An 11043-nucleotide genomic window follows, 5' to 3' on the forward strand; every position below is an offset into this window, starting at 1 on the left:
CTCCAATATTCGGTCGATCTCTACAAGGGGCTGGAAGCCGAAACCGGGCTGGCCACCGGCTGGAAGATGACCGGGTGCCTCAGGCTCGCTACCAATGCCGACCGCTGGATCGAGTATAAGAGGCTGGCGACGACGGCGAAAAGCTTCGGCATGGATATGCAGTTGCTGTCACCGGCCGAGGTCAAGACAATGTGGCCGCTGCTGGAGGCCGGCGATCTCGTCGGCGCCAGCTGGCTGCCGACCGACGGGCAGGCAAGCCCTTCCGACATCACGCAATCGCTGGCCAAAGGCGCGCGCATGCATGGCGCCAGACTGTTCGAGGATGTCCGCGTTACCGCCTTCGACATGAAGGATGGCCGCATCACCGCGGTAAAGACCAACAAGGGCGATATCGCCTGCGGCAAGGTGGTGAACTGTGCCGGGCAATGGGCGCGGCAGGTAGGCGCCCTTGCCGGCATCAACGTGCCGCTGCAGCCGGTGAAGCACCAGTACATCGTCACCGAAAGAATAGACGGGTTGGCGACCGATGCGCCGACGATCCGCGACCCCGACCGCCGCATTTATTTCAAGGAGGAGGTCGGCGGGCTGGTGATGGGCGGCTATGAGCCGAACCCGCAAGGCTGGACGACCGATCTTCCCGGCGGTGATGTCCCTGATGACTGGGAGTTCCGGCTGTTCGACGACGATTACGATCATTTCGAGCAGCATATGAACCAAGCGATCGCGCGGGTTCCGGCGCTCGAAACCGTCGGCGTCAAGCAGATGATCAACGGGCCGGAGAGTTTCACGCCGGACGGCAATTTCATTCTCGGCGTGGCACCCGAATGCGCCAACATGTTCGTCGGCGCCGGCTTCAACGCTTTCGGGATCGCGGCGGGCGGCGGTGCTGGCTGGGTGCTGGCGCAATGGGTGGTCGACGGCGAGGCGCCGCTCGATCTGTGGGTGGTCGATATCAGACGCTTTTCCGACCTGCACCGCAACCGGCCATGGGTCCGCGACCGCACGCTGGAAGCCTATGGCAAGCACTATACGATCGGCTTCCCGCATGAGGAGTATGTCACGGGCCGGCCACGGATCGTTTCGCCGCTCTATGAACGGCTACAAAAGCAGCGCGCCGTGTTCGGCTCCAAACTCGGTTGGGAGCGGCCGAACTGGTTTGCGCCGGAAGGCGTCGAGCCGAAGGACATCTATTCGATGGGCCGGCAGAACTGGTTCGCTCCGGTCGGCGACGAACACCGGCACGTGCGCGAGCACGTCGGTATCTTCGACCAGTCGTCCTTCGCCAAATTCGAACTGAGCGGCGCCGACGCGCTGAAGGCGCTCGACTGGATCTGCGCCAACGATGTCGCCAAGCCGGTCGGCCGGCTGACCTACACGCAGCTTCTCAACACGCGCGGCGGTATCGAGGCCGATCTGACCGTGGCTCGGCTCGGCGAAGAACGATTCTACGTCGTCACCGGCACCGGTTTTAGGACTCATGACTTCTCGTGGATCGGCGACCATGTCGGCAAGGAGCTCGACGTGACGCTCACCGATGTCACCGAGGATTTCGGCACGCTGTCGCTGATGGGGCCGCGCGCCCGCGACGTGCTGGCTGCGGTGACCGGTGCGGACGTGTCGAACACCGCTTTTCCGTTCGGACATGTGCGGGAAATCTCCATCGCCGGCCACACAGTTCGGGCGCTGCGCGTCACCTATGTCGGCGAGCTCGGCTGGGAGCTGCATGTGCCGATCGCGGCGGCGGGCGAAATCTTCGACGCGCTGATGGCGGCGGGCGAGGAGCACAGCATCCGCCCGGTCGGCTACCGGGCCCTGGAATCGCTGCGGCTGGAAAAAGGCTACCGCGCCTGGGGCTCCGACATCACGCCCAATGACACGCCGCAGGAGGCCGGCCTCGGCTGGGCGGTGAAACTCAGAAAGAACACGGATTTCCTTGGCAGGCGGGCTCTGGAAAGCATCAGCGGCGGCACACCGAAGAAACGCTTTGCCGGCTTCACGGTCGCAGATTGCGAGATCGTGCTGCTCGGGCGCGAAACGATCCTGCGCAATAACGAGCCGGTCGGCTACCTGACCAGCGGCGGCTATGGCTACACGGTCGGCAAGAACATCGGCTACGGCTATGTGCGCAACGCCGATGGCGTCAGCGACGATTTCCTCACCTCCGGCGACTACGAGCTGGTGGTGGCGATGGAGCGGACGCCGGCAAAAATCCATATCGAGCCGCTTTACGACCCGGCGGGAGCAAGAATCAGAGCCTAGATCAGCTCACGCGCAGAACGAGGCCGCGGCTCGGCACGGTGTCCGCCTCGCCCGGCACGGAGACATAGGGCGACGTCTCCTCGGCACGCGTGACGACGCGCTTCGTCTCGAGGTCGGCGATCCGCGCGGCAAAACCGGCGCCGTCGATCGCCGCATTGGCGATCAAATGGTCCTCGTCAAGGATCAGCGGCCCTTGCACCGCCAGCTCGATCTCCTCGCCGTCCTTCTCGAATTCCCAGCGGTAGAGGATGCCGCTGGAGAAGCGGAAGCGGAGCCGGAAAGCGCTATACCGAAGAAATGCTGGCGCTGGTCAACGGCTAGAGCGGGACGAGATTAGTTTCGGTCATAGCCGGAGTTTTTGAAGTAGTGTGAGCACTCGGCGGATGTGATGGGTTGAGAATTTGGCCGATCGCGTCGCAGACGGTTTGGACGGTGCGGCTTGCTGCCTTTCTCAGCCAGTGCTTGAGTTTTGAGAAGAGCTGTTCGATCGGATTGAGATCGGGCGAGTATTTCGGCAGGAAGAAGAGCCTTGCGCCGGCGGCGCGTATGGCGCGACGCACCGCCTTGCCTTTGTGCGAGCCGAGATTGTCCATGATGACTATATCCCCCGGCTGGAGGGTCGGCGCGAGAACCTTCTCGACGTAGAGGAGAAATCTCTCGCCGTTGATCGGTCCGTCGATCAACCAAGGCGCGTCGACGCGATCGCGGCGCAGCGCGGCCAGGAAGGTCATGGTCTTCCAGTGATGGGGTGGACGCCCCCCGACGGCATCGATGTGCCAGAGTGGAGGTGTTTCTTGCCACTCAGAGGAGGCGCCCATGACGGAAGTTAGCACCATCGGCCTGGATCTGGCCAAAAATGTCTTTCAGGCACACGGAGCGAGCGCTGCGGGAGAGGTCTTATTCCGCAGGAAGCTACGACGCGACCAGGTGCTGGGCTTCTTCGCAGCTCAGCCGCCTTGCCTTGTCGCGATGGAAGCATGCCCCGGCGCCCATTATTGGGGCCGGGAGATCGGGAAGCTCGGCCACACGGTCCGGCTCATCGCGCCGGCCTATGTGAAGCCTTTCGTCAAGCGTCAGAAGAATGATGCCGCCGATGCAGAAGCGATCTGCGAAGCGGCGCAACGCCCGACGATGCGCTTTGTGGCCGTGAAGAGCGAGGCCAAGCAGGCCTCAGCCGTGATCTTCCGGACTCGCGATATTCTGGTCGGCCAACGTACTCAGCTCATCAACGCGATCCGCGGCCATCTTTCCGAATACGGTCTGATCGCGCCGCGGGGTCCTTTCCATGTCGGGCGCCTCATCGCACACATCGAGGACCCCGCATCGAGCGTACCGGAGGCCGCTCGCTCCTGCCTTGCTCTCCTCGTTGAGGGGGTGCGTCATTTGCAAGAGCAGATCGGCAAGTTAGATGCGGAGATCTCTGCTCGCGCCAAGGCTGACGAGATGACCCAACGTCTGATGACTGTGCCTGGGATCGGCCCCCTGATCGCCACTGCCATTGAAGCTCTTGCGCCGCCGGCGGAGACGTTCCGATCGGGTCGTGACTTCGCTGCCTGGGTCGGATTAACACCGGTGCAGCGCTCGACGGGCGGCAAGGAAAGGCTGGGCCGAACATCCAGGATGGGAGAGCGAACCCTGCGACGGCTTCTTATTATCGCAGCGAGCGCCGTGATCCGCTGGGCCAAGCGCAAAGGGGTGCCTAAAGGATCCTGGCTCGGGCGGATGCTCGAGCGTAAGCCGCCGATGCTGGTGATCGTCGCACTGGCGAACAAGAATGCCCGTATCGCGTGGGCGCTATTGACGAAGGGAGAAAGTTACCGGGCTCCGGCCGTACCTGCTTGAGCAGGACGGACTTGAGGCCGTTGGCGGCGTGAGGAGGTCAAAGGACAGGTATGGCGCAACGTCGGTGAGGCGGGATCAGGAGAACCAGGCGCATGGGGAGCGCTTCGAGCGCGACGGGCCCGCGGCCATGACGAGCCGCAACAGAGGCCGGACACATGGCAGCACCCGATCACGCGCAGCAGACTGCACCAAAGATTCTTCTTGCGTTTGAGGGGGCGTCCACACATGGCCGTGCGGCACTTTCGCTTTGATCCGCTGTCCCACCGGCGCCCAGCCCCTTAGCGGCGACATGTTGGTCTTGGTCCAGGTCTCGTCAATGAAGACCAGGCGCGTGGGATCAATCCGGCCCCGATATTTCGTCCACTGCATCCGCCGTCGCGCGATATCGGGACGATCCTGCTCGACGGCGATCAGCGTCTTTTTTTGTGACTGAGCTTCTCGGCATGCACGAATTCCCACACCGAACGGTAGTCGACCTTCAGGCCACGCTCGCCAAGTTCGGCCACAAGGCCGCGCAAGGTGAAGTCCCTGTCGTGACAGCGTTCGATCAGCCAGTCGCGCCACGCTCCCGAGAGCTTCTTCGGTTTGTAGCCGCCGACCTGGCGAGGCGCAGCACTGCCAGTCTCTTCGACACGCTTAAGCCACTCAATGGCCGCGCTATAGCTAACGCCAAATCGAGCCGCCGCCGCACGTCGCGAGAGCCCATCGGTCTTGACCGCGGCTACAACCCGCTCGCGAAGGTCCATCGAATATCCTGCCATCCAAACTGGCCTCCTCCCAGCATGAATGTTGAATCAGAACTGCGATGATTTGGGAATCCCACGACTCTTACAAATCTCATCCCGCTCTAGGGTTACTGAGATAACACGCTATTCACTTTTCCTGAAACTTGTCTAGCGTTTCACCTGGATTCTACACGTTCGAGACTGTCTTTCTATGACGAGGGCACAATATGCAAATAAACGAAATCAAGGAGAAAAAGCAGAAGATTATCGAAAGGTTCGGCCCCTGGACGGCAGGTTCCATCCATCTGGCCGATCAAATTGACACGTTCGATGAGCCGCACTGGGACGCCCGATTGAGGCGCTTCGTGCAGATCGCTGCAGATCTTGCGGGGAAGCCGTTGGAGAAGCTTCGCGTTCTGGACCTGGCGTGTCTCGAGGGGCAATACGGGATCGAGTTCGCGCTCCATGGGGCCGATGTGCTCGCCATCGAGGGTCGGGAGGCGAACCTTGAGAAGGTGCACTTCGCTAAGGAAGTACTCTCCCTGGACAACCTCGAACTCGCCCTAAATGACGTGCGCAACCTCGACGAGGAGCGCCATGGTCGTTTCGATGTTGTTCTATGTTTGGGGATCCTTTACCACTTGGATGCTCCGGACGTCATGGACTTCGTAGAGAGAATCTCGAAGGTTTGCGGAAAGATATCAATAATCGATACCCATATCAGCCTCAGCGACGAAGCGTCGTACACTTGGAAGGGGAAGACCTACTGGGGCAGGTATGGCAAGGAACACGATACTGATGCGACCTCCGAGGAGAAGCTGGCAGCGCTCTGGAACTCGCTCGACAACCCGAAGGCCTTCCTCTTCACGCGTGCATCGCTCTGCAACCTACTCCGACACGTGGGCTTCACGTCCGTCTACGAGTGCTTGAACCCCTACGAGTATCATAATCCTAACTGGCCGCTGGCTGCAGAAGGGGACAGGCATGTCGTCTGGAGGGATCGCATCACCCTGGTTGCTATCAAAGGGCGGAGTCAGCCACTGCTCTCCTCGCCCATTACGGACGCATCGCCCGAGATCGATCGCCCCGAAAGGCCAGAGTATATCGAGCAGCTCCCGTGCATTACCGGAGTGTCGCGCAGAAGGTCGAGAGGTCTGCGGTCGCGATTGAGCAGGTTCCTGCCCGGCCCTGTGAAGGCAGTGCTGAGGAGGATAATCCAATGAAATGTCGGACAGACGCCGGCGTTGACGCACCTTCACCGACGGCTGCAAGCCGCCTGACTTCCCCGGAGGCGTAAAGGAGGTCGGCTCTTGGGCACTTTTGATACTGCTGGCGAAGTCGGAAATAAGCCCAGTTCGGGGGCAACATGTTGCTTGTAAACTCGGGCTGTCAATTGTCTAGCCGCGGCCAAATTGGCTTCGCCAGCAGTATCACTTTTGGTGTCATCGAGCGCACGGGAACCTTAACGAGGGGAATGGAAGAATGATCAGTTCACGCGCAGAACGAGGCCGCGGCTCGGCACTGTGTCCGCCTCGCCCGGCATGGAGACATAGGGCGACGTCTCCTCGGCACGTGTGACGACGCCCTTCGCATCGAGGTCGGCGATCCGCGCGGCAAAACCCGCATCCCACAGCGTGTTCTTGACCGTCAGCACGATTATCCCGCCCGGCCGGCAAATGCGGATCATTTCGTCGAGCCCCTCGGCGCCGACATGGCCCGAGGTGAAGACGCCGGCCAATATGATCCCGGCATAGGCATTATCGGCGAAAGGCAGCGGGCCGCCGAGCGCCAGGCAGTGAAGCGCCGAATAGACGCCCTTGCGCTCCGCTTTGGCCAGCATGCCCGCCGAGATGTCGAGTGCCTCGACCTGCGGATAGCCGGCGATCTTCAGCCACTCGCCGATGAGCCCGGTGCCGGCACCGGCATCGAGGAGCGGTGCCGCGCCGCGCGGCAAGTGGCGGGCAAGCAGGGCGAGGCAGATGGTCGGATGGCGATAACCGACCGCCGACATGTCGGCGTCGTAGGTGTCGGACCAGCGGTCGTAGAGCGTCGCCACTTCTTCAGGCCGCTTCGCTGCATAGGCCGCGGCGAGCGCGCCTTCATTTTTCCTGTCCGCCATCGCAGTCCCGTCCGCAAAATCAAAGTGCAGCAGCGTCCTTCCGCGTCCGACAGGACCGTGCGGCGCTGGAGTGAATCGCATGCCGCTGATGATAGCCAAACGGCGAAATTTGTGGAACCGTCGTGGCCACAAATAAAGACGCAAAGAGGGCGGAAGCGATGGTGGACGAGGAAGCACGTGCGGCGCTTGCAGCCATTCCGGGGCTGGCCGGTTACGAGGGACCCTTGGAGCGGCTTGGCGGTCTCACCAACCTCGTCTTCAGGGCTGGAGATGTCTGCCTGCGGATTCCCGGCAAAGGCACCGAGGAGTATATCAACCGCGCCAACGAGGCGGTGGCGGCGCGGGAAGCCGCCAAGGCCGGCGTCAGCCCCGAGCTGCTGCATGTCGACGGCGAAACAGGTGTGATGGTGACGCGCTTCATCGCCGGCGCCGAGACGATGTCGCCGGAAAAATTCAAGACCCGGCCGGGCAGTCCGGCGCGCGCCGGCAAGGCCTTCCGCAGATTGCATACCTCCGGCGCGGTGTTTCCCTTCCGCTTCGAGCTGTTTGCGATGATCGACGACTATCTGAAGGTGTTGTCGACCAAGGACGTCGCCCTGCCTGCCGGGTACCACGACGTCGTTATCGAGGCGGAAACCGTGCGCTCGGCGCTTGCCGCGCATCCCCTGCCTCTCGTCGCCTGCCACTGCGATCCGCTGTGCGAAAACTTCCTCGATACGGGCAACAGGATGTGGATCGTCGACTGGGAATATTCCGGCATGAACGACCCGCTTTGGGATCTCGGCGACCTCAGCGTCGAAGGACAGTTTGATACGGCGCAGGAGGAAGAGATGATGCACGCCTATTTCGGTGGCGAGCCAACGCCGGCGGAGCGCGGCCGGATCGTCATCTACAAGGCGATGTGCGATCTCTTGTGGACGCTGTGGGGGCTGATCCAGCTTGCCAACAGCAATCCGGTTGACGATTTCCGCGCCTATGCCGACGGTCGCTTTTCGCGCTGCAGGGCGCTGATGGAGACGACCGACTTCTCAAGGCATCTGGCGGCGGTGCGCGTGGGTAGGCGCCAGAAATCTGGAACCTTAAAGCACGCCAAGTGATGGGATTCACGCGGTGTGCTTTAAGTAATTTTTTTATGCATGTCGTTGCCCCAAAATCGCTGCGCACTTTTGGGCGCATTAGTTGACGCCTTTCGGCACGTTTTCCGGCGGCACAGTGTCAACCACTTTCTGGCGATGGAAGATGAACAGGCCGGCCAGCACGATAATGCCCGAGCCGATCAGGATGCGCGGGCCGGGCATGTCGCCGAAGAAGGCCAGCCCGAAGATGACGGCCCACAGCAGCAGGCTGTAATGCAGCGGCGCCAGCGTCGAGGCGGGCGCCAGCTTCAGCGCCCTGGTGATCATCAGATGCGCACCGCAGGAGACGATGCCAAGAAGCAGCATGGCGCCGAAATCGAGCGAGGACGGCGTCTGCCAGTTGCCGATGGTGAGAAACCCGCCGACCAGCAATGTGCCGATGGTTTGCCAGGTAACGAGCGAGGTGTCGCTGGTGCCGCGCAACCGCCGGTTGAGGATGATGGCGAAGGCGAATGAAATGCTACCGGCCAGCGCGAAGGTCGACGACAGCGAAAACGCGGCCGAGGACGGTTTGAGCATTATCAGCACGCCGCAGAAGCCGACCAGGATCGCCATCCAGCGGCGCCAGCCGACCTTTTCACCGAGCAACAGGTGCGACAGCGCCGCCACGTAGATCGGTCCGGCCATGTAGAAGCTCATGACGTCGGCGAGCGGCAGATAGACGACGGCGGCGTAGAACAGCGCCGTGTCGAGGGTCGTCATGACGACGCGCAAGACCTGCAGTTCCAGGCGCTCCATGCGGAACAGCCTGGCCGTACCTTGACGCGCGATCATCGGGCCGAGCACGAAAAAAGCGCCGATGGAACGGATCAGGATGACCTGGCCGACGGAAAAGCTGGCGACCAGCCATTTGCCCATCGCATCGTTCAACGCAAACAGGAAATCGCCGGCCAGCATCAGCAGAATGCCGGCCAAAAGCACGTTCCTGATCGTCGAATTCTGGGCTGGTGGCTGTGCCATGCCGATATCGCTTCCTCCCGCATGAAAGCTCGGTAAGCAGCGTCGTAGACGCAAGCAGCCGCTTTGACGAGCGGAAATCGGGAACCCCGGCCGGACCAGCGACTGGAAATCGGCTGGGCCTGTACGGAAGATCGGAACGGCTTACTTTGGCCGTGGCCGAACGATGACCGGACGATAGATCACCGGCCGGTCCCAGGGATCGAACACCGACACACTTCTCAGCTCAGCGCGGCGCGCCAGATCGATGCGCTGCAGACATTCGGCGAAGGCATCATTCTTCCTGACGAAGCCATAGGACCGGCATTTCGCCTCGTCCGCGGCACGACGGTCTTCGGCCGTCATGCAACCTGCACAGGTCGCCGCCAACGCGACCACCATCGCCGTCTTGTGCCACATCGTGTCCTCCTCACCATAAAAGTGGAGACTGACTGTAGACTTAAGATCAGGACCTATCAATCTGATCGACGTGTGCGGCCTGATGCAGGCTCAACATCTTATCGGGCCTGCCAATTATTGGTCGTGAAGTGGGCGGCGATGCCTGCGGTTCACTGTTCCCGGCCGTCCGGCGATCGAAAGCCGCGTTTCCTGCCTGGCCCGCTCGGCCACCACCTTGCCCCTGGCGATGACGCAGAGGCGCTCGGGGCGCAGGCGCAAGGCCTCGACCGGATCGCCGGCATCGAGCACGACGAGGCTGGCGCGCTTGCCGACCGCCAGGCCGAGATGGTCGAGGCCCATGATGGCGGCGTTGACGTTGGTGACCATGTCGAAGCAGCGCGCCATGTCGGCCGGGCTCGACATCTGGGCGACGTGAAGGCCCATGAAGGCGACGTCGAGCATGTCGGCGGTGCCCAGCGAATACCAGGGGTCGAGCACGCAATCCTGTCCCCAGCCGACGCGGATGCCGTGGGCAAGCATTTCCTTGACCCGCGTCAGGCCGCGGCGTTTGGGGAATGTGTCGTGGCGGCCCTGCAGCATGATGTTGATCAGCGGATTGGGGATCGCCGAGATGCCTGCCTCGGCGATCAGCGGCAACAGCTTCGAGACATAGTAATTGTCCATCGAGTGCATCGAAGTGAGATGCGAGCCGGCGACCCTGCCCTGCAAGCCGAGGCGTTGCGTCTCATAAGCCAGTTGTTCGATATGGCGCGACAGCGGATCATCGGTCTCGTCGCAATGCAGGTCGACCATCAGGCCGCGCTTTGCCGCGATTTCGCAAAGTTCCGTCACCGAACGCGTGCCATCGGCCATGGTGCGCTCGAAATGTGGAATGCCGCCGACGATGTCGACACCCATGTCGAGCGCCCGGATGGTGTTATCGCGCGCCGTCGGCGAGCGATAAAACCCATCCTGCGGGAAGGCGACCAGTTGCAGGTCGATATAGGGCGCGACCGTCTTCTTCACATCGAGCAGGGCTTCGACCGCCAGCAGCCTGGTATCGCAGACATCGACATGGGTGCGGATGGCGAGCAGGCCCATGGACACCGCCCAGTCGCAATAGGCGAGCGCGCGCTCGCGCACCGCTTCGTGCGTCAACAGCGGCTTCAGTTCGCCCCACAGCGAAATGCCTTCCAGCAGTGTGCCCGACGCGTTGATGCGCGGGATGCCCAGCGAGAGCGTCGCGTCCATGTGAAAATGCGGATCGACGAAAGCCGGCGAGACCAGATTGCCATGGGCGTCGATCGCCGTGCCCGCGGTAACGTTCAGCTCGGGCTCGATGGCCGCGATCGTCTCGCCGATGATGCCGATATCGGCGATCGTGCCGTCGGGCAGCATGCCGCCGCGGACGATAAGATCAAAAGTCATCTGTCGTCATCCCTTTGAAGAAGCCGACCTATTCCGGCACATACCTTACCGCACCCCTGGCAGCACTGGTCGCCATTGACGCATAGGCGCGCAAAGCCATCGTCACCTTGCGCTTGCGCTTTTCCTCTGGCTTCCAGGCGGCGGCTCCCTTGGCCTCCATCGCTGCGCGGCGGGCGGCCAGTTCGGCATCGTCGACGGC

General features: G+C 62.1%; 8 protein-coding genes and 3 pseudogenes. 4 read left to right on the forward strand and 7 right to left on the reverse strand.

Annotated elements, in window-relative coordinates:
* On the forward strand, positions 1-2259 hold a 2259-nt coding region (locus EOA86_RS07590), incomplete at its 5' end, for an FAD-dependent oxidoreductase (protein WP_164891607.1).
* Between the two features lies 1 nt (position 2260).
* Here the strand turns inward: EOA86_RS07590 and EOA86_RS40045 are convergent.
* Positions 2261-2533 (reverse strand): annotated as a pseudogene (locus EOA86_RS40045) (LysR family transcriptional regulator); the annotation flags it as partial.
* A gap of 59 nt (positions 2534-2592) precedes the next feature.
* Positions 2593-3008, reverse strand: a pseudogene (locus EOA86_RS07600) (IS630 family transposase); the annotation flags it as partial.
* A gap of 67 nt (positions 3009-3075) precedes the next feature.
* Between EOA86_RS07600 and EOA86_RS07605 the strand changes: the two are divergent.
* Positions 3076-4101, forward strand: a complete 1026-nt coding sequence (locus EOA86_RS07605; RefSeq protein WP_127210774.1) for an IS110 family transposase — start codon at positions 3076-3078, stop codon at positions 4099-4101.
* A 249-nt stretch (positions 4102-4350) separates the two neighbouring features.
* On the opposite strand, the pseudogene EOA86_RS07610 reads toward EOA86_RS07605, so the two are convergent.
* Positions 4351-4862: pseudogene (locus EOA86_RS07610) on the reverse strand (transposase); the annotation flags it as partial.
* Between the two features lie 191 nt (positions 4863-5053).
* Between EOA86_RS07610 and EOA86_RS07615 the strand changes: the two are divergent.
* Positions 5054-6049, forward strand: coding sequence for a methyltransferase domain-containing protein (locus EOA86_RS07615; protein ID WP_082982110.1), 996 nt, complete (start codon positions 5054-5056; stop codon positions 6047-6049).
* Between the two features lie 263 nt (positions 6050-6312).
* On the opposite strand, the gene EOA86_RS07620 is transcribed toward EOA86_RS07615, so the two are convergent.
* Positions 6313-6945 carry a methyltransferase domain-containing protein gene (locus EOA86_RS07620; RefSeq protein ID WP_128341129.1) on the reverse strand — a complete coding sequence of 211 codons (633 nt, stop codon included), beginning with the start codon at positions 6943-6945 and terminating at the stop codon, positions 6313-6315.
* 158 nt (positions 6946-7103) lie between these two features.
* On the opposite strand from EOA86_RS07620, the gene EOA86_RS07625 reads away from it, so the two are divergent.
* Positions 7104-8042, forward strand: coding sequence for a phosphotransferase family protein (locus EOA86_RS07625; RefSeq protein ID WP_128341130.1), 939 nt, complete (start codon positions 7104-7106; stop codon positions 8040-8042).
* Positions 8043-8120: 78 nt separating this feature from the next.
* Here EOA86_RS07625 and EOA86_RS07630 read toward each other — a convergent pair whose 3' ends face one another.
* From EOA86_RS07630 to EOA86_RS07640, 3 genes are all read right to left on the reverse strand, one after another.
* Positions 8121-9041, reverse strand: coding sequence for a DMT family transporter (locus EOA86_RS07630; RefSeq protein ID WP_065005992.1), 921 nt, complete (start codon positions 9039-9041; stop codon positions 8121-8123).
* Between the two features lie 141 nt (positions 9042-9182).
* Entirely contained in the window at positions 9183-9437 is a 255-nt protein-coding gene (locus tag EOA86_RS07635; RefSeq protein WP_065005993.1) for a hypothetical protein, read from the reverse strand.
* Between the two features lie 114 nt (positions 9438-9551).
* Positions 9552-10844, reverse strand: coding sequence for an amidohydrolase family protein (locus EOA86_RS07640; protein ID WP_128341131.1), 1293 nt, complete (start codon positions 10842-10844; stop codon positions 9552-9554).
* Positions 10845-11043 lie beyond the last annotated feature (199 nt).

This window comes from Mesorhizobium sp. M5C.F.Ca.IN.020.32.2.1 (assembly GCF_004023105.1).
Taxonomy (GTDB): Bacteria; Pseudomonadota; Alphaproteobacteria; order Rhizobiales; family Rhizobiaceae; genus Mesorhizobium; species Mesorhizobium wenxiniae.

Excerpts from the sequence above, each read along its gene's own strand:
- EOA86_RS07605 (WP_127210774.1), top strand. The coding sequence starts at position 3,076 with ATGACGGAAGTTAGCACCATCGGCCTGGATCTGGCCAAAAATGTCTTT.
- EOA86_RS07615 (WP_082982110.1), top strand. The coding sequence starts at position 5,054 with ATGCAAATAAACGAAATCAAGGAGAAAAAGCAGAAGATTATCGAAAGG.
- EOA86_RS07620 (WP_128341129.1), bottom strand. The coding sequence starts at position 6,945 with ATGGCGGACAGGAAAAATGAAGGCGCGCTCGCCGCGGCCTATGCAGCG.
- EOA86_RS07625 (WP_128341130.1), top strand. The coding sequence starts at position 7,104 with ATGGTGGACGAGGAAGCACGTGCGGCGCTTGCAGCCATTCCGGGGCTG.
- EOA86_RS07630 (WP_065005992.1), bottom strand. The coding sequence starts at position 9,041 with ATGGCACAGCCACCAGCCCAGAATTCGACGATCAGGAACGTGCTTTTG.
- EOA86_RS07635 (WP_065005993.1), bottom strand. The coding sequence starts at position 9,437 with ATGTGGCACAAGACGGCGATGGTGGTCGCGTTGGCGGCGACCTGTGCA.
- EOA86_RS07640 (WP_128341131.1), bottom strand. The coding sequence starts at position 10,844 with ATGACTTTTGATCTTATCGTCCGCGGCGGCATGCTGCCCGACGGCACG.